This is a genomic window from Agarivorans sp. QJM3NY_33, from assembly GCF_050870865.2.
GTDB lineage: Bacteria > Pseudomonadota > Gammaproteobacteria > Enterobacterales > Celerinatantimonadaceae > Agarivorans.
In genome coordinates this window covers 3,573,869-3,591,681 of sequence record NZ_CP194039.2, presented here as the reverse complement: position 1 = coordinate 3,591,681, position 17,813 = coordinate 3,573,869, and the positions used below count along the sequence as shown (strand labels likewise).

Sequence of the window (17,813 nt, the reverse complement as noted above, 5' to 3'; positions counted from 1 at the left end):
AAAGCTATAAATGCCATTCTTGATGATAAACTATGATCATTTCATTGTTGCTATGGGTAAGATGCATGCGTTGTCTTAACTTTGAAGATCAAATTTGTCCAATTCCTCTGCTGCAAAGTAAATTGTGGTTAAAGCAAGCGCAGCAGGGGGAGCAGTTAAAGTTATGGCTGGCCGATCCGGGGTCATGTCGGGATATTCCTAAGTATTTTCAAGGTTTAGGCCATGAGGTTAAAATCGAGCAAAATTCCCAGCAGTTTTGTGTCACAATCACCGTTCATATGCTTAAGGATTAACGCAGTAACTATGTTTAAAGTCATATCTCTTTGGTATAACCGGATGTTTTCAGATCCGGAAGCTGTGGCAATGGCCTTGGTGTTTGTCATCGGTTTTGTCATGCTTTACTTTTTTGGTAATTTACTCGCCCCTTTATTAATCGCCTTGGTATTGGCTTACTTATTAGATTGGCCGGTGAGTTTTTTAGCAAGTCATGGTTTTCGCCGTGGGATCGCAACGTCGCTGGTTCTACTGGTATTTTTTCTGATTGCGACCTTTATTGTATTACGTGTGCTTCCGACGGTCTGGGGACAAGGGATGAATCTGTTGACCGAGTATCCGGTGATGCTGAATAGCAGTCAACGTTGGTTGGAGTCGCTTCCTGAGCGTTATCCAGAGTTTATTGATGGGGCATTAGTGCAGGCTGTCGTGGATAATGTCAGAACCCGTCTGATGGGGGTCGGTGAGCAGTTACTTCAATCTTCCGTCTCATCGATCATCAACCTGGCCACTGTGATGGTGTACAGCGTATTAGTGCCTTTGATGGTATTTTTTATGTTGAGTGATAAACAAGTGTTAATGCGAAGCGTGACTCGTTTTCTCCCGAATGACCGTCGTTTGCTCGCACAAGTTTGGATGGAAATGAATGGTCAGGTGATTAATTATATTCGTGGTAAAGCCATTGAAATATTGGTGGTTGGCGGTGTGAGTTATATTGTATTTGCGCTAATGGATTTACGGTATTCAGCTTTGCTCAGTGTCTTAGTTGGTTTGTCGGTGTTAATTCCATTTATCGGAGCTTTTGCGGTTACCTTACCAGTGGCGATGGTCGGTTTATTTCAATGGGGAGTGAGTCCTCAGTTTGGCTACTTGATTCTGGGTTATGGCATCATTCAACTATTAGATGGCAATGTGTTAGTGCCGATTTTATTCTCAGAGGCCGTTAACTTGCATCCCTTAGCGATAATTGTTGCGGTATTAGTGTTTGGCGGTCTGTGGGGATTTTGGGGAGTATTTTTTGCTATTCCGTTAGCAACTCTCGTCAAAGCAGTGATGAATGCTTGGCCACATGCCGAAAAAGCTGAAGTTGATCAGCCTTCATCCTAGCGGCGGTCGTTCTCTCCTGGTGCTGCTGTGATCGTTTATGCTTGATTTAGGGATTGCTGAACATATCAAATGTAGTCGCTATGAATCATGAGCAACGCTGCATTGATAAACAACTTTGACTGAAAGCTTTAATTACAAGATACATCAGGCTGTAGGCGGTGATTTAAGCCAGCAAGATCAACAGATAATGAGTTAGCTGGGTATCAATATGACTCGCGGTGACGAAAGCCTAAATGGGTCGGCAAAAATCCATATACGCGAGTCTTATCTGACTAGCCTGCTAAATAGTCGAGTACAACTTGGTGGTGCTCTTTGGTTTTAAATTTGTCAAATACATGTTCGATGATACCTTGCTCGTCGATCAAGAAGCTAATGCGGTGGATGCCGTCGTATTCTTTTCCCATGAATTTCTTCAGTCCCCAGACACCAAACTGTTCGGCAACTTGATGATCTTCATCAGACAAGAGATCAAAATTCAATTGGTGTTTTTCAATAAACTTCGGTAAACGTTTCACTGGGTCAGGGCTTATGCCAAAAACCACGGTATTGGCATCGGATAATTGCTGAATACTGTCTCTTAAGCCACAAGCTTGAGTGGTACAACCGGGTGTTAAGGCTTTAGGGTAAAAATACACCAACACCTTTTTTCCTGCGTAATCACTGAGCTTGATCCGCTTTTCATCTTGGTTGGCTAAATCGAATTGTGGTGCGGCATTGCCGGCGGTAAGCGTATTCATTGCTGATTCCTTTTGTCTCGCTTCATTAGATAAAAACTGTAGGCTAAAATCGTGACTACCGAGTGTTTGGCAAAGTTTGGCAAATTGCTGTTCAATGATTTCTGTTTGGTGTTGCTGATTCAGCTTGACCTCGAAAGAAGCGTGTAACATTTCTACTTCTGCCTGGCTAAATAGATTGGACTTCAAGCTCACCATATTCATATCATGATCGCTAATAAACTGAGTTACTTGACTAATTACCCCAGTGGCATCGGGCAACGTTAGCTGCAGTATGGCCGCATGTGAATAGTTGATCCGTTCATGTCGTGAAGTTTTTTTTAAGACACTTAATAGCTGTAATTCTTGTGCGGTGACCGGCAGTCGAGTTTCGATTTGAATGATCGCATTATGTGTGCCCGAGACTAACATAATAAGGGTAAATTCAGAGCCAAATAGTGCCATTCGGCTATCCACGATGTTGCAACCGCAAGTTGATACTAGTTGAGTAAGTTGATTTACGATGCCGGGGCGGTTGGTACCCACCGCGGTGACTACAAGGTATTGGCTCATATTCTATTTTGTTTGTATCGCTAGATAGATGAGTTCAGGATACTTGCTTAAACAAGGGATTTCTAGCGGATAAAAAAATAGCGGGCTGTAAATGCACCGTTTCTATCAAACACTGATAGTTTTCATCTTGTGTTTATGAAAGTGGCTAAGTAGTATAGCGCCCTTACTCTGGATTGTTTTCGCCTGTCGAAGACAAATACCAGTCAAATTATTAGTTTGTTGATGTAGTGGAATATGCAACTAGTTTCTTTTTCAGCGATAAAAATCGTGTTATCAGCGACTCTCGTGACTAGCTTGGTGGCGTGTTCAAGCGGTGGTGAGCAGTTACGTCAAGCTGAGCGTAATTTTGATTATTTGAAGGCGACTCAGATCGAGCCTTTGTTTATTCCTGAAGGTGTCTCTCCACCACAGCAAAGCAAAGATTTTGTGATCCTCAATGCCCAGCCTAAAGGTGAGCCGATACTCGGATCACGAGTTGATGTGCGGTCACCGATGCAGGTGATTCCGTTGATCGCGGGAAGCCGAACAGAGAGTAGCGATGCAGGTTTAATTTTTTGGTTTGATATCTTGCTCGCGCAATCTGCCGAAGAAACCAGCCAAACGGTACTAAACCTGATTCGAGACTATATTGGTTTTCGTCAGTCATCGATTGCACGTTTAGACGAACAGCAGCGGATTGTTGAGTCAAATTGGTTAGTGGACCGAGAAATGGTCGACAGTGGCTGGTTTTTCATCAGCGATAAGGCTGTGGAGCAACGGCAGAAATTTAGTTATCAGCTACAGGTTAAGCCTCATGGAAGAACCGTTGGTTTAACAGTTAAATTAGTGGATGCAGAGCTATACCGAAATGATAATGATGTGGTCGTTGATCTGGATAGTTTTGATCGACGACGTTTAGAGATTATTGAGCTAAACCGATTAATTGGCTATGTGAATGATCGTCGAGAAGAGTTGGAAGCGCAGTTGGCAGAGAAACGTGAACAAGCGCGTTTGGCTAGCATGAGTGCGGCAGAAAAAGCACGCTTAAACGATCCTTCGGTTAGTTTGTTATTGGTTAATGATGGTGGAACGGCTTACTACAAGGCACGGGCTAATATGGATAAAACCATGAAGCGTTTGCGTATGGTTCTGCCGATCGCTGGTTTTACGATTACCGATTATATCGAGACTTCGGGTAGCTTGTATCTTACCTATAAGCGTCCAGATAGTGAGCTCTTGGAAAAACATGGTTTATCCGGGATGCAGTTTGAAGAGAAAGATTATATTTTCACTGTTGGCTCTAATGATAATATTACCCAAATCACCTTAGCAGATGATGAGGGTAAGGTGCTTAAACCTAGGGAAGTGAGCAAGTTGTATCCTTATTTGGCGATTTTGATGAAAATGGGACTGGATACGACGAATAGCTTATCGCACTAGTTCTTGTGAATGTTTCAAATAAAAGGCCCCAAATGGGGCCTTTTTAGTCTTAGCGCCTTGCGACGAATGGTATTTAAAGATTCAGTTAACAGAGCTTTAGGCTTGAATTTAAGCTGATGAGAAAGCGATTATTGCCAATCGAAATTACTGATGGCAGCAATCGGGGAAGCGGCCTGCGAAATAGGCGACATGAGAACCTTGAAGGGCTTCAAGGCATGTACAGGGAATCGTTATTTTCATCCAGTTTGATATGAGCAAATACTTGATCGAGGAGCGGCTAACTATTGTTTTTCATCCTGCGCTTGCTGGTCGGCCCTAAGATTGTTTTGCTCAATAGTTTTACGCAACTCAGCGCTAATATTAAATTTTCCTATATGCCTTAACATCATTAAATTTCCGATAATAAAACCTAATACTAAGACAATGATAAGGATCACGTATCCGCTACTCATGGCATCTCCTTAGCCGCTAGGTCGCTAGGCCTTGCATTGCAAGACTTGAAGTAAAGCTTAGTACAACCACAACGAGTAGTAAGCTGGCGGGGGGAGATTGTTTTTTAAATTGAGGGGCTAACCAAAGCAAAACCGCTAAGGTTAATAGTATGGCGACAATAACGAATTGTTTTATTTGTTGAGGATCTTGGCTCAGTTGGGGCATCGCCAGCAAATAGACGCATAAACAGAGTATGCTTAACATGGCACTGACGATACCTAAGCAAGGTAGTACTTTGTCAAACTGACTTAAACGGTGCTTGGCTTTCACCATTAACCAGTGCGCCAAAGCAGTTGCACAGACTAGGTATGTAAATAAAAATAGCGGCTGTTGATTTAATACGACGAGCCCTGCTGCCAGCATTGGAATCCCCATGAACCACCATAACTTGAGTTTGAGGCTGCGTTTATGCTTCAGTTTATTTAGTTGAAATAGCAAGGCCCAGCCCGCAAATGCAGCGACTAGGATCAGAGCGCTTAGCCAGCTACTTTGTTGGCTTTCTATGCTAGACAAAGCCGCGAGGGTGATGAGACTGACAAGGGTGCCTAATTGACGCTGAATACGGCCTGTTTGACCGGGGCACAGTTGGCCTTTGTAAAGTACGAGCATGAGTAGTAGAAAGGCTAGACTAGCGCAACTAATTAAACTGAAGAATAGGGTTGAATAGACGCTTGGCATTAGCTCTCCGGTAAACATATATTACGAACATATTGCTCAAATATTTGCTCAATATGTTGCTCGATGGTGGTGAACCCTGCCACTTGTGCTTCACGTAAGTGGCTTAGGAGTGTGTCGGTTTCGAGTCCACTTAGCTTGATTTGGCTGCAGGCTAAGTGGCTCAGATGCCAAGGTTCAAATTCGACCCCGCCCTGAAAGCGCTGATAAGGAAAAAAGAAGCCATAAGATTTTGCATGTTGTTCTAACCAGCAAGCAAAGGAATGTTGGCAGCCCCCTGCTGCATATTCTTGAGGAATCAGTGCTAGCGAGCTGCCGGCGGGGAGTAACTGGGGATCATAGAGATCGAAGTCGGTTCCCCAGTGGTGGCGACTGGTGCCTGGCAGGGCCGACCAGCGTAAAATGGCATGCATTTTTTGTTCATCACTTAGCTCAGCTAGGCTGATGGGATGGCTGTGTTGATCTAATATGGGGCGTAAGCCCTGCCATTTATGGTTCCAGATGAGGCTTTGGCGATGGAAGTCGCGATAGCCACTATATACAGCAAGCTGGAAACCAGCTTGCGTGGCCGCGCTTGCTAAGCCGCGTAAATCCTCTAACACACCCGGATGTATCCAAGCAAAATCAGCACTGTTAACTAAACCTTGTTGGTTTAGTCCATATAGGCCTGCCTGGTGATTGGATGTGTTCATTTGGGTCCTAATACGTTCACTAATAGTTCAAAGTACATGTCAGCGAGCTGCTCTAAGTCAGCAACTTTAACAGATTCGTTCACTTTATGAATCGTTGCATTTATGGGACCTAATTCAACTACTTGGGTGCCCATTTTGGCAATAAAACGTCCATCTGACGTGCCGCCTGTGGTCAGTAGCTCAGGGGCTTTTTTGGTGACCTTGGTGACCGCTTGGCTCACCGAATTTAAAAAATCACCTTCTTCGGTTAAGAAAGGTTGGCCATTGTAGGTCCAGTCGAGTTGGTAATCTAAGCCATGACTGTCAAATATATTATGCACCCGCTGAACCAGCTGTTGATCGGTGACTTCGGTGGAGTAGCGGAAGTTAAATTGAACCTGTAATTCGCCAGGAATGACATTCGACGCGCCAGTGCCGCCGTGGATATTCGCGATTTGAAAGCTGGTTGGTGGGAAAAACTGATTTCCATTGTCCCAGTGCATGGCGGCTAGCTCGGCCAGAGCTGGTGCAACTTCATGGATAGGGTTTTTCGCTAAATGAGGGTAGGCGACATGGCCTTGCATTCCGTGTACATGAAGATCGCCAGTGAGTGAGCCTCGTCGACCATTTTTAACGACATCACCTACATGATGCGTCGAAGAGGGTTCGCCTACCAGACACATATCAATTAGCTCATTGCGGGCAATGAGGGTATCAACGACACGAGTGGTACCATTAATGAATGGGCCTTCTTCGTCTGAGGTGATAAGGAAGGCAATCGATCCTTGATGATTAGGGTGCGCTGCGACAAAGCGTTCGGTTGCAATAACCATTGCGGCCAATGAACCTTTCATATCTGCGGCGCCACGGCCGTGTAGTACTCCGTCGATCACTGTCGGCTCAAAAGGGGGCGTATGCCACTGTTCTGCTGGGCCCGGTGGGACCACATCGGTATGACCGGCAAAACAAAATAAGGGGGCTTGTTGCCCCTTACGGGCCCACATGTTAGTGGTATCCTCAAATATCATCTCTTCGATAGCAAAACCGACGTCGCTGAGGTGTTGGGCCATGAGTTTTTGGCAATCACAGTCTTCTGGTGTAACCGAAGGGCGGCTGATGAGATCTTTTGCGAGTTTTAAAACTGGGCTGTCTGACATTGAATTTAGCTTTCCGGAAAAAAGAGTTGTTGGTAAAGCTCGGCTTTAAAGCCAAGTGTAAATTGCTGATCGATTTGTAACAATGGCCGTTTGATCATCGCAGGATACTGTTCTAACAGTGCAAGTGCGGTATCTTCATCTAAATTCGCCTTTTGTTGATCACTGAGTTGACGAAAGGTGGTGCCACGTTTATTGAGTAAAGCTTGCCAACCGAGTTGTTGAGCCCATGCCTGCAGTTGCTGACTATCCAAACCATCTTTACGATAATCATGGAAAGTAAATTCTAAGTTGTGTTCATTGAGCCAACGACGGGCTTTTTTAATGGTGTCGCAGTTGGGTATGCCAAACATGACAATCTTGCTTATAGACATGTAAGTTTCCTGTTATATTTTTGCTAAGAATACCAGAGCTGGGCTGAAAGCTCATTGGGGATTTACGCTTTATGGTATTGATTTATTCTTAAACAGAGTGACAACTTAGAGCAATGGTATTGCTCATGGGTAAATTGGGGACAAAAAAAACCACGCATATAGCGTGGTTTTAGAGAGTCATTCAGTATTATTTGATGATGCGTAATACTGGTGTTTCGCTAATGGTGACAGGGCCAGACATCTTAACTAGCTCTTTAATTTCATCCATATTTGAAATGACGACAGGAGTTAGGGTTGATTTAGCTTTTTCTTCCAATACCGCCAGATCGAATTCGATGATCACATCACCTTGTTTTACTTCTTGGCCTTCGGAAGCGATGCGGGTAAAGCCTTCGCCTTTTAACTCAACAGTATCAATACCAAAGTGAACAAATAACTCGATGCCGTCGGTTGATTCTAGAGAAAACGCATGGTTAGTCTCAAAGATCTTACCAATGGTGCCGTCGCAAGGGGCAACCATTTTGTTACCGCTCGGTTTAATGGCAATTCCGTCACCTACGATTTTCTCGGCAAACACCACATCTGGCACTTCTTCAATTGGAACAATTTCGCCAGATAGTGGGGCGATAATATCAATACCGCTTTTAGTTGCACTGTCATCTGAAACCATTTTTTTGAATTTGTCGAATAGACCCATTATAGAGCTCCTGAATTCTTATGTTTATTACTGCTATCTTAACAGATGGTATTTTGTTTAACAAAAGTATCAACTAACGTTTCAATTTCTGCCGCTGTTGGTAACGAAAGAGCTTGATCGGCTAATTTCTTCACTTCAGCATAATTCGAATTACGGATTAGTTTTTTGATCCGAGGTATAGAAATGGAACTCATTGAGAATTCATCAAGGCCCATACCCATTAGTAATAAGGTTGCTGACTCATCACCGGCTAATTCACCACACATACCCGTCCACTTACCTTCCGCATGTGAGGCATCTATCACTTGCTTAATGAGGGTTAATACCGCAGGTGACATTGGGTTATATAATGCTGAAATCAATTCGTTACCACGATCAACTGCTAAAGTGTACTGGGTTAAATCATTAGTTCCAATACTAAAGAAGTCAACTTCTTTAATTAAATGATGTGCAATTGCAGCGGCGGCAGGTGTTTCCACCATTACGCCAATTTCAACGTCTTCATCAAAGGCGATATCGTTCGCTCGTAGATCCGCTTTTAGGCTCTCTAATACTGATTTTAACTTGCGGATTTCTTCGACCGCAATAATCATCGGGAACATGATGCGAACTTTACCGAAGGCTGACGCTCGGAGCAAAGCGCGCAGCTGAGCATGCATGATTTCTTCACGATCAAAGAAAATACGGATTGCACGCCAACCCAAGAAAGGATTCATTTCTTTAGGAAGGTCTAAATAAGGCAAATCTTTATCACCGCCGATATCCATGGTACGGATAATCACTGGGTGACCTTGCATCGATTCAACGACTGCTTTATACGCTTCAAACTGCTCATCTTCTGTTGGCAGTTGATCGCGGTCCATAAATAGGAATTCAGTACGGTAAAGACCCACACCCTCTGCACCATTGCGGTGAGCGCCATCAACATCTTTAATCGTACCAATGTTGGCGCAGACTTCGACTTGATGACCATCTAGAGACACAGCAGGTAAGTCTTTCAGTTTGGCTAGTTCTAGTTTTTCGTCTAAGTAAGTTTGTTGACGTTGGCGATAAACGGCTAACTGTTCTGCACTTGGGTTGATTATCACTTCATTGTTAATTGCGTCTAGAGCGATGATATCGCCATTGCTTACGCGTTGAGTGATGTCATTGGTGCCAACGATCGCCGGGAGCTCTAAAGAACGCGCCATAATTGAAGTATGTGAAGTTCTACCGCCGATATCGGTTACAAAACCGAGCACTTTATCTAAGTTGATTTGTGCAGTTTCTGAGGGGGTAAGATCATTCGCAACTAACACGACTTCTTCAGTAATAGTGCTAAGTGAAATGATCTCAATGCCTAGAATATTTTTAACTAAGCGCGAGCCGATATCGCGAAAATCGGTGGCTCGCTCTTTTAAATAGGGGTCATCTAACTCAGCTAGCATTTGGGCATTTTGCTCAATAATAGTATGAGCCGCTTTGTCTGCAGTCACTAAGTTGTCTTTGATGCAGGCTAGAATTTCTTCTTCAAGCTCTTCATCTTCTAATAGCATGATGTGACCTTCGAAGATGGCTTCTTTTTCTTCGCCGAAAGTCTTGCCTGCCATTATTTTAATTTCTTCGAGTTGAGCAGACGTTGCATTACGTGCATCGAAAAAACGTTGAATTTCGTTTTCTACTTGCGCTGCTTCGATATGAGCTTGGTTAATCACTACTTCTTGCTCTGCAAGTAGCAGTACTTTACCAAATGAAATTCCTGGAGACGCCAGAATACCTGAAATCATAACCTACACCTATTTAGTTGAAACTCGTTAATGGATAAAAAGCGACCGTATTATTCTAGTTCATCCATTAGCGCGACTAATTTTGTAACTGCTGCGGTTTCATCTGCGCCTTCAGCGCGGATAACGACACTAGTGCCTTTGGTTAAGCCTAAGGTTTGTAACTTAAATAGGCTTTTGGCACTGGCCGATTTGCCGTTACTTTCAACAGTGATATCACTTGCGAATGCTTTGGCTTCTTTAACAAATTGAGCGGCGGGACGAGTATGAAGGCCATTCTCTGCGGTAATTACAACACTTTTCTCAAACATACATACATTCCTTAATTTTGTTTTGTTGTCTAAATATTCAGTTAAGCTTAGACGTTTATAAGTAAAATATTTCCGCCAAAAAATAACGTAAAAAATGACGTCGAAGTTTAATCTATGTCAAGTTTTTAGGCTTAGTTGTACACTGTTACTTAATATTACATCGTTAAATTCAATTTAAGTTATTGATTTTTAATTACTTATATTAATTTATCGACGTAAACAATGTATCCGTTTTGATACCTCTGTTACAAAACGATACATTGAAAACGCTAACATTTGGCGCGGGGGAGTATAGTTTTTGCAAAATTATAGCACAAGACCAGAGAGTTAATTTTCTTTGAGAATAAAGTTGTTTGACCAAAAAAAAGACGACTGAAAATTCGTCGTCTTAATATAGAGCTATAGAGCTATAGAGCTATTGATTTATTTATTGAACGTTTTCTTGTTCAGTAAATGTATCTGCAAATAATGCACTTGATAAGTAGCGTTCGCCAGAGCTAGGTAATATCACGACGATGGTTTTATCCGCGTACTCTGCTTTTTCAGCAATCCGGTTCGCTGCGACCACTGCTGCACCAGAAGAGATCCCTGCAAGAATACCTTCTTCCTCCATTAAGCGCTGAGCCATCGCAATCGCATCTTCATTGCTCACTTGTTCGACCAGATCGACTAAATCTAAGTCAAGGTTACCAGGGATAAAGCCTGCGCCAATCCCTTGGATCTTGTGTGGTCCAGGGGTAAGTTCTTCACCCGCTTTGGCTTGAGTGATCACTGGAGAATCTACGGGTTCAACCGCAACGGAAGTAATACTTTTTCCTTGTTGTTGCTTGATGTAGCGGCTCACACCGGTGATGGTTCCGCCAGTACCAACGCCTGCGACAATGACATCAACTTCGCCGTCGGTATCTTCCCAAATCTCAGGCCCCGTGGTTTTTTCATGAATTTCTGGGTTGGCAGGATTGTCAAACTGGCCAAGTAAAATGTATTTTTCTGGGCTACTATCGCGGATTTCTTCCGCCTTGGTAATTGCCCCTTTCATGCCTTTAGCACCTTCGGTTAAGACTAGATTTGCTCCTAAAGCTTTGAGCAATTTACGACGTTCTAGGCTCATGGTATTAGGCATCGTTAGTGTAATTGGATAGCCACGAGAGGCTGCCACAAAGGCTAAAGCAATGCCGGTATTACCACTGGTGGGTTCAATGATTTCTTTTCCAGGACCAAGCAAACCTTTTTTCTCTGCATCCCAAACTAAGTTGGCACCAATACGACACTTCACACTGAAGCTTGGGTTGCGGCTTTCCACCTTCGCAAGAATGTTGCCTTTGTTGACTCGATTAAGACGAACTAATGGCGTACGGCCAATGGTTAGCGAGTTATCTTCATAAATTTTACTCATTGAAACTTCCTTATGGACTAATGACGGTTGCTACAATCAGTGGTCAATGGCACTCAGCAACATAAATCGTAGTACTAGCATAGCGTGCTTATTTGTAAGGTGAAGTAACGTTTATTTATAACGTTATGTAATTAAGAGATAAATTGATATGAGTTTTAGTGTCTGAAGGGCAAAGTTTTCTCTACGATAGTCGGTCTATAGATTTAACCCCAACAGCAGCCTATCAATATTGTAAGTGCGAGGTTTAACTGGCGGGACGTGATGCATCCATTTACTGAAGATATTAAAGTGCCTATTTTGAGTTTAGCTTTTTTAGCTAGTCATACTGAAGCAGGCTATAGTGGAGGCGGGACTAAAGCGTTAATTGCGCTAAGTTAAGGAACAATTGGTATGAATAGAGTGAGTGGCTTAGCGATTAAACATTGGCTGTTGGCGATGCTGTTATTTGCTGTTTATGGGATTCAAGTATGCCCTTTTTTAGAAGCTCAAACGGTATTTCAGTTGTTACTTCCGATTGTCATTAGTTTTATTGTTACCTCTAGCGTTCGAATTATTGCGATGCAATTTATCGAAAACTCAGAGTTGGCGCGGCAAGTGCGGCTTCAATTTAAGTTGGACTTTATACTCTTTATTTTGGCTGCGTTGATGATTGTTGGCTATAACAGTTATTTTTTTGATCCGCCCTGGGAGTCTCACCTAAAAGTTATACTTGGCCTGACGGCGCTTGGTTTTTATGTCGCTAGTGATTTAGCGCTGGCGAAAGAATGGGATATTGCGAAGCAATTAAGTCGTCATCAGCTACATCTACCTTTAAATAAAAAAGCGTTATCGGTGAGTCAGAAGTTTTCTGCATTTGCGGCGATTAGCACCCTTATATTGGCGGGGGTGATTTTTTTAGTGATTAACAAGGATCTTGATTGGTTAGTGAATGTAGGAAGTGAACGTTACCCATTGGCTACGGCCCAAAGATACATTGTTATTGAGGTCTCCTTTGTGTTGTTGGTGGTGATGTCCTATGTGTTGCGGGTGATCATGAGTTATTCGAAAAATTTACAACTGTTATTGGAAAATGAGAATCAAACCTTAGCGAAGGTACAGCTGGGACAATTCGATACCCAAGTTACGATTAGTAGTAATGATGAGTTTGGACTGATGGCCCAGCGAACCAATGCCATGATTAGTAGTTTGCAACACAGCACCCGGGCCTTGCAACAAACCCGAGATATCACCATCCATAGTCTCGCGAGCCTTGCTGAGACTCGGGATAACGAGACCGGAGCACACATCCTACGGACAAAATATTATGTGAAAGCCTTGGCTGAGGCTTTACGTGAACAGCCTGATTTTGCCGAGCAACTCAGCGATCAAACCATCGATTTGATGTATAAATCCGCGCCACTGCACGATATCGGTAAGGTTGGGATCCCGGATGCTATTTTATTGAAACCAGGTCAGTTGGATACAGAACAGTGGGATACGATGCGTCAGCACCCACAAATTGGAGCAAATGCTTTAGCTGCGGCTGAGCTGCAATTCCCTAGTGAAGACACCGCATTTTTACAATATGCAAAACAAATCGCTTTATCTCACCATGAAAAATGGGATGGCTCGGGTTACCCGCAAGGTTTATCTGGGGCGGCGATCCCCTTGAGTGCGCGCTTAATGGCCCTGGCTGATGTTTATGATGCCTTGATTAGTAAACGAGTCTATAAGCCTGCGTTCACTCACGAAAAAGCTAAGCAAATCATTCTTGAGGGGAAGGGAAAACATTTTGATCCAGCGGTGGTTGAAGCGTTTTGTCAAAGCGAGTCGCAATTTTTAAATATTGCTGCTCGCTATCAAGATAAAGAACCACAAGCTGTTGCTTAGTTCAGTCGCGGCTGATTATTGTTGCTGTTTTTGTTTAAGCAATGGTTTGCGGTAGATGTCGACCCAAATTGCGGTCGCACCGCACACGGCGACTGGCATAATAATAAGATTTAATAGCGGTAGCGTGCTACAAAATAACACGATTGCACCAAAGCCACTGTTTCTTAAGCGATGTTGTTTTAATTGGTCGCGCATCGTGGAGAAGGGAATTCGATGATTATCAAAGGGGTAATCGATATATTGAATGCTCATCATCCAAGCGGTAAATAGAAACCACAGTACGGGGGCGATGGTTTGGCCGATTGCCGGAATTAAAAACAATAGTAGCAGGCCCAGCGCTTTAGGTAACCAATACCATAATTTTTGCCATTCTCGCGAAAAAATTCGCGGTAAGTCTTTTACTAATTCGAGCAGTGAAGTGTCGGCAATTTTTTCACCACAGAGGTGTTGCTCAACTTTCTCTGCCAGTAAGCCGTTAAATGGTGCCGCTATCCAATTGCCGATGATGCTAAAGGTAAAGCCAAAGACCAGCATAATTGCAACGATGGCACTGGGCCAAATGAACCAGCTTAGCCAATCCAGCCAGCTGGGGAGGTAGTCGAGGATTTGCTGAACCCAGCCCCCGAGTTGTTGGTATAAAACAATAAAGGCCGCGCTAAATAAAATGATATTAGCGAGTAGTGGGATCATCACAAACAGTCTTAGTCCAGGTTGACTGATAAGCTGAAAACCCTGGGCAATATAAGAAATACCGCTACGAGAAGCTAGCGAGGTGTGCGCCATTATTGTGATCCTTGAATAGTTTATAGGCCGTCATATTACAAAGCGTTGGCCGCTCTGGTAAAGTCTCGGCTAATAATATAAATCGATAAGCAAACTAGTGTATGCGTTTGAAACAAATTCGCCTAGCCGGATTTAAATCTTTTGTTGACCGAACAACAATTCCCTTCCCGACCGACATGACCGCGATTGTCGGGCCGAATGGTTGTGGTAAATCTAACGTGATCGATGCGGTGCGTTGGGTACTGGGTGAAAGTAACGCTCGCCACCTGCGTGGTGGCGCGATGACCGATGTGATCTTTAATGGTTCTACCAAACGGGCGGCGGTGTCGAAGGCGATGGTAGAGTTGATCTTTGATAATAGCCAAGGGCGGATCGGTGGAGAGTTTGCTAGTTATGCTGAAATTGCGGTTCGCCGGGAGGTGAGTCGAGATGGGCAGAATCACTACCAGTTAAATGGTAGCAAGTGCCGTAAGCGCGATATTACCGATTTGTTTTTGGGGACGGGCTTAGGGCCGCGTAGTTATGCGATTATCGAACAAGGCATGATTAGTCGGCTCATTGAATCCAAACCGCAGGAATTACGGGTATTTATCGAAGAAGCGGCGGGTGTCTCTAAATATAAAGAACGTCGTCGTGAAACCGAGCTGCGGATTAAACATACTGACGAAAATATTTTGCGTTTACGCGATATTGAGTCGGAATTGGCCCAGCAGGTGAATAAGCTTAAAACGCAAGCACAGGCAGCAAAACGTTATCGCCAATACCGGGCTCGTCATCGAGAGCTTAAGGCCTTGTTATGCTTACAGGAGTTACGGAAGTTAGACAATAGTATTGATGGTGGCGAGCAATACCATGCTGATGCCGAGCAAAAACAGCGTGCCGAAGAGCATCTGCTTAGCCAATGTGAAAACCAATCAATCTTGCTAGCGAATCAAATCGCTGAACAACAACAATTACAACAAAATTTGCAACAGCAGCATTTCGAACTGAGAACACAGTTGGCGAAGTTGGAGCAGCAGCAACTGCATACCAAGCAACAGCAAAGTCTGAGTCAGCAAGCTCAGCAGCAGAATATTGAACAGCAGCAAGCGCTCGAACAAAACTTAGCTTTACTTGAAACTCAGCGGGTACAGGAGCAGCTGAACCTGCAACAGCTTGAAGCTGAAATGGACTTACAACAGCAGCTGATGCTGGAAATGATGCCGCAACTGGAAGCCGCTGAGCAGCGGCATCGTCAGCTAAAGGCTGAACAAGGCTCAGCGAGCGCTCAGCAGCAGCAAGTTCAACAGCAGCTTCGGCAAACCGAGTCTCAGTTGGGGCATTGCCAGCAGATGCAGCAACGTCATCAGCAGCAAATTTCGCAACTACAACATCAATTATCAACTTTAGTTGCTGTTGATGTTGAGCAAATCGCTTTACTGCAACAACAATTACAACAGGGGGAAGCCCAGCAGGAGCAATTGCAGCAGCAGTTCACTCAAGTGAGCAACGATTTACAACAGCAGCGAGCTGAACTTGAGCAACTCAAGTTGCAACAGCAACAACTTCAATTAACTTATACTGCGGAGCAGACCCGTTTGCAGGGGGTTAACAAATTGTTGGCGCAGGTTGATAGCAAGGCCAAGCGTCCGCTAATGGATGTTCTTGGGGTGAGTGAAGGTTGGCAGCGGGCAGCGGATGTGGTTTTAGCTGGATGGTTGCAAGCTGAATGGTGTGAACAGCTTGACTCAGATTATCCTTTGGCCTTAAGCGCGGTTGCTGCGCCTTTAAAATTGCCTCGGGCGCCTCAATTACAAGGTTTAGCGAGCTTGGCCGAACATTTAGAAAATGTCGAGCTGAGTTATCTGTGTGAACCGGTGTTGCTGGTGGAGTCGTTGACCCAGGCGTTTGAGCTTCGAGAGTATTTAAGCCCTCATCAGTCTTTGATTACGCCACAAGGAGAGTGGTTAGGTAAATATTGGCAGCGCCTTAAGGTTTCTCATCAGCAGCTTTCGGTGCTTAGCTGGCAGCAGGAACGGCAGCATCTGCAACAGCGTTTAGCGGAAATTAAACAACAAGATGAGCGCTTAGAACAACAACTTAAGCAACAAAGCCAAAATATTGAGCGCTTACAACAGCAGCAACAACATGAGCAGTTCGCCTTAGATACTTTAATCACCGAGCAAGCCGATTGTCGCAGTCGTTTTGCTTTATTAGAGCAGCAACAGTTGTTTTCGCAGCAACAACAGCAACAGTTGAGCCAACAAGTTGATGAATTAAATGTTCAATTAGAACAAGATCAAGAAAGCCAACTGCTGTTAGAAGAGCAATTAGAGTTGCAGCAAGCTGAGCTAGATGAAGCGCAGTTTAAGCTGACACAACTGCAACAGCAAAATGATACTGCCGCAGACTCGGTCAAGCAGCTTGGTCATCATGCTCAGCAGCAACAAACTCGGCTGCATGAGTTGCAACTGGCTATCCAGAAGCAGCAGGCGCAATATGCGAATCAGCAACAGCAGCAGCACTATCAGCAGCAACGGTTGCAGGAGTTGGCTGAGCAACTGTTGACGCAACCGGAAGTATCTAGTGAGCAACTCGAAATTTTGGCGGAGCAAATCGAACAATTGCTAGAGCAAAGCTTAGTTATCGAAGACCAGCAGAGCGTTGCCGCCAGCGCGTATCAACAAAGTATTGCAGAGCAACAACAGTTACAACAAAGTATCAAGCAGGCTCAGCTTAACTTGAAACAGCTCGTCGAAGCCGGCACCGAGCGACGTATTCAGCAGCAGAATTTATTGGCAAGGCGAAGCTTACTATTGGAGCAGTTAGCGGAACAGGGTGAGAACCTTAAGCACCTAGAGTTGTCTTTACCCGAGGCGAGTCTGGAAGACGACTACGCCACTGAATTAGCACAGCTTGATCAACGTTTGAAACGTTTGGGTGCGGTAAACTTAGCTGCCGAAGAAGAATATGATCAACAGAATAGCCGTTATCAAGAGTTGTCGGCCCAATTATTAGATTTAGAATCTGCGATTGAGGTCTTGAGAGCTGCGATTATGAAAATTGATCGACAAACCCGTTCTAAATTTAGTGAAACATTTGCTAAAGTAGATGCGGACTTACAGCTATTGTTCCCGAAAGTGTTTGGTGGCGGTAAAGCCTGGTTAGAACTTTCGTCTGACGATTTACTGGAGACTGGCGTGACGATTATGGCTCGTCCTCCGGGGAAAAAAAATGCTAGCATTAGCTTATTATCGGGAGGGGAAAAGGCCCTTACCGCATTAGCCTTAGTATTTGCGATATTTCGCTTAAATCCGGCACCGTTTTGTATGCTTGATGAAGTGGATGCACCCTTAGATGAAGTAAATGTGGGACGTTTTGCTGATTTAGTGCATAGTATGTCCGATTCGGTTCAGTTTATATTTATAAGTCACAATAAAGTGACCATGGAGAAGGCCTCGCAACTTGCTGGGGTTACAATGCAGGAGCCAGGCGTATCGCGTCTGGTGGCGGTGGACATCGCAGAAGCGATAGCCATGGTGGAATAATAGGTAGAGAATAGTT

At 44.1% G+C, this 17,813-nt stretch carries 16 protein-coding genes and 1 pseudogene; 5 read left to right on the top strand and 12 right to left on the bottom strand.

The genetic code is table 11. The annotated features are described in order from the left end of the window. Positions 1 to 65: 65 nt before the first annotated feature. Positions 66 to 293 (top strand): sulfurtransferase TusA family protein, encoded by a 228-nt coding sequence (locus tag ACRRSY_RS16230; protein ID WP_432452210.1) that lies wholly within the window; start codon positions 66 to 68, stop codon positions 291 to 293. Positions 294 to 303: 10 nt separating this feature from the next. Continuing rightward, complete coding sequence (locus tag ACRRSY_RS16225; RefSeq protein WP_432452211.1) at positions 304 to 1,380, top strand: AI-2E family transporter; 1,077 nt, start codon at positions 304 to 306, stop codon at positions 1,378 to 1,380. A gap of 272 nt (positions 1,381 to 1,652) precedes the next feature. On the opposite strand, the gene bcp is transcribed toward ACRRSY_RS16225, so the two are convergent. Together bcp and ACRRSY_RS16215 are read right to left on the bottom strand one after the other, a co-directional pair. Continuing rightward, positions 1,653 to 2,117 carry a thioredoxin-dependent thiol peroxidase gene (gene bcp, locus ACRRSY_RS16220; protein ID WP_432456155.1) on the bottom strand — a complete coding sequence of 155 codons (465 nt, stop codon included), beginning with the start codon at positions 2,115 to 2,117 and terminating at the stop codon, positions 1,653 to 1,655. Between the two features lie 387 nt (positions 2,118 to 2,504). Continuing rightward, a pseudogene (locus ACRRSY_RS16215) lies at positions 2,505 to 2,666 on the bottom strand (glycine cleavage system protein R); the annotation flags it as partial. Between the two features lie 234 nt (positions 2,667 to 2,900). Between ACRRSY_RS16215 and bamC the strand changes: the two are divergent. After that, positions 2,901 to 4,085: an outer membrane protein assembly factor BamC gene (gene bamC / locus ACRRSY_RS16210; protein ID WP_432452212.1), complete on the top strand. Its 1,185-nt coding sequence runs from the start codon at positions 2,901 to 2,903 to the stop codon at positions 4,083 to 4,085. A gap of 281 nt (positions 4,086 to 4,366) precedes the next feature. On the opposite strand, the gene ACRRSY_RS16205 is transcribed toward bamC, so the two are convergent. The 9 genes from ACRRSY_RS16205 to cysK form a co-directional block, all read right to left on the bottom strand. Next, entirely contained in the window at positions 4,367 to 4,537 is a 171-nt protein-coding gene (locus tag ACRRSY_RS16205) for a DUF2897 family protein (protein ID WP_432452213.1), read from the bottom strand. Between the two features lie 16 nt (positions 4,538 to 4,553). Continuing rightward, positions 4,554 to 5,255, bottom strand: a complete 702-nt coding sequence (locus ACRRSY_RS16200; protein ID WP_432452214.1) for a hypothetical protein — start codon at positions 5,253 to 5,255, stop codon at positions 4,554 to 4,556. After that, positions 5,255 to 5,944 (bottom strand): M15 family metallopeptidase, encoded by a 690-nt coding sequence (locus ACRRSY_RS16195; protein WP_432452215.1) that lies wholly within the window; start codon positions 5,942 to 5,944, stop codon positions 5,255 to 5,257. The genes ACRRSY_RS16200 and ACRRSY_RS16195 overlap by 1 nt, the downstream gene beginning before the upstream one ends. Further along, on the bottom strand, positions 5,941 to 7,080 hold the full coding sequence (gene dapE / locus ACRRSY_RS16190) for a succinyl-diaminopimelate desuccinylase (protein WP_432452216.1): 1,140 nt from the start codon (positions 7,078 to 7,080) through the stop codon (positions 5,941 to 5,943). The genes ACRRSY_RS16195 and dapE overlap by 4 nt, the downstream gene beginning before the upstream one ends. A 5-nt stretch (positions 7,081 to 7,085) precedes the next feature. Further along, positions 7,086 to 7,451 (bottom strand): ArsC family reductase, encoded by a 366-nt coding sequence (locus ACRRSY_RS16185; RefSeq protein ID WP_432452217.1) that lies wholly within the window; start codon positions 7,449 to 7,451, stop codon positions 7,086 to 7,088. A gap of 187 nt (positions 7,452 to 7,638) precedes the next feature. Then, on the bottom strand, positions 7,639 to 8,148 hold the full coding sequence (crr, locus tag ACRRSY_RS16180) for a PTS glucose transporter subunit IIA (protein WP_432452218.1): 510 nt from the start codon (positions 8,146 to 8,148) through the stop codon (positions 7,639 to 7,641). 38 nt (positions 8,149 to 8,186) lie between these two features. Beyond that, positions 8,187 to 9,914 carry a phosphoenolpyruvate-protein phosphotransferase PtsI gene (gene ptsI / locus ACRRSY_RS16175; protein WP_432452219.1) on the bottom strand — a complete coding sequence of 576 codons (1,728 nt, stop codon included), beginning with the start codon at positions 9,912 to 9,914 and terminating at the stop codon, positions 8,187 to 8,189. A gap of 50 nt (positions 9,915 to 9,964) precedes the next feature. Then, positions 9,965 to 10,222: an HPr family phosphocarrier protein gene (locus ACRRSY_RS16170; RefSeq protein ID WP_432452220.1), complete on the bottom strand. Its 258-nt coding sequence runs from the start codon at positions 10,220 to 10,222 to the stop codon at positions 9,965 to 9,967. Between the two features lie 427 nt (positions 10,223 to 10,649). Beyond that, positions 10,650 to 11,618: a cysteine synthase A gene (gene cysK, locus ACRRSY_RS16165; RefSeq protein WP_432452221.1), complete on the bottom strand. Its 969-nt coding sequence runs from the start codon at positions 11,616 to 11,618 to the stop codon at positions 10,650 to 10,652. A gap of 390 nt (positions 11,619 to 12,008) precedes the next feature. Here cysK and ACRRSY_RS16160 point away from each other — a divergent pair, with 390 nt between their 5' ends. Then, positions 12,009 to 13,487 carry an HD domain-containing phosphohydrolase gene (locus tag ACRRSY_RS16160; RefSeq protein WP_432452222.1) on the top strand — a complete coding sequence of 493 codons (1,479 nt, stop codon included), beginning with the start codon at positions 12,009 to 12,011 and terminating at the stop codon, positions 13,485 to 13,487. Between the two features lie 15 nt (positions 13,488 to 13,502). Here ACRRSY_RS16160 and cysZ read toward each other — a convergent pair whose 3' ends face one another. Further along, positions 13,503 to 14,270 carry a sulfate transporter CysZ gene (cysZ, locus tag ACRRSY_RS16155; protein ID WP_432452223.1) on the bottom strand — a complete coding sequence of 256 codons (768 nt, stop codon included), beginning with the start codon at positions 14,268 to 14,270 and terminating at the stop codon, positions 13,503 to 13,505. Positions 14,271 to 14,371: 101 nt separating this feature from the next. Between cysZ and smc the strand changes: the two genes are divergently transcribed. Then, positions 14,372 to 17,797: a chromosome segregation protein SMC gene (smc, locus tag ACRRSY_RS16150; RefSeq protein ID WP_432452224.1), complete on the top strand. Its 3,426-nt coding sequence runs from the start codon at positions 14,372 to 14,374 to the stop codon at positions 17,795 to 17,797. Positions 17,798 to 17,813 lie beyond the last annotated feature (16 nt).

Coding starts and splice junctions, on each gene's coding strand:
- bcp (WP_432456155.1), bottom strand. CDS start 2,117: ATGAATACGCTTACCGCCGGCAATGCCGCACCACAATTCGATTTAGCC.
- ACRRSY_RS16170 (WP_432452220.1), bottom strand. CDS start 10,222: ATGTTTGAGAAAAGTGTTGTAATTACCGCAGAGAATGGCCTTCATACT.
- ACRRSY_RS16185 (WP_432452217.1), bottom strand. CDS start 7,451: ATGTCTATAAGCAAGATTGTCATGTTTGGCATACCCAACTGCGACACC.
- ACRRSY_RS16200 (WP_432452214.1), bottom strand. CDS start 5,255: ATGCCAAGCGTCTATTCAACCCTATTCTTCAGTTTAATTAGTTGCGCT.
- ptsI (WP_432452219.1), bottom strand. CDS start 9,914: ATGATTTCAGGTATTCTGGCGTCTCCAGGAATTTCATTTGGTAAAGTA.
- ACRRSY_RS16205 (WP_432452213.1), bottom strand. CDS start 4,537: ATGAGTAGCGGATACGTGATCCTTATCATTGTCTTAGTATTAGGTTTT.
- ACRRSY_RS16230 (WP_432452210.1), top strand. CDS start 66: ATGCGTTGTCTTAACTTTGAAGATCAAATTTGTCCAATTCCTCTGCTG.
- cysZ (WP_432452223.1), bottom strand. CDS start 14,270: ATGGCGCACACCTCGCTAGCTTCTCGTAGCGGTATTTCTTATATTGCC.
- smc (WP_432452224.1), top strand. CDS start 14,372: ATGCGTTTGAAACAAATTCGCCTAGCCGGATTTAAATCTTTTGTTGAC.
- ACRRSY_RS16195 (WP_432452215.1), bottom strand. CDS start 5,944: ATGAACACATCCAATCACCAGGCAGGCCTATATGGACTAAACCAACAA.
- crr (WP_432452218.1), bottom strand. CDS start 8,148: ATGGGTCTATTCGACAAATTCAAAAAAATGGTTTCAGATGACAGTGCA.
- dapE (WP_432452216.1), bottom strand. CDS start 7,080: ATGTCAGACAGCCCAGTTTTAAAACTCGCAAAAGATCTCATCAGCCGC.
- cysK (WP_432452221.1), bottom strand. CDS start 11,618: ATGAGTAAAATTTATGAAGATAACTCGCTAACCATTGGCCGTACGCCA.
- ACRRSY_RS16160 (WP_432452222.1), top strand. CDS start 12,009: ATGAATAGAGTGAGTGGCTTAGCGATTAAACATTGGCTGTTGGCGATG.
- ACRRSY_RS16225 (WP_432452211.1), top strand. CDS start 304: ATGTTTAAAGTCATATCTCTTTGGTATAACCGGATGTTTTCAGATCCG.
- bamC (WP_432452212.1), top strand. CDS start 2,901: ATGCAACTAGTTTCTTTTTCAGCGATAAAAATCGTGTTATCAGCGACT.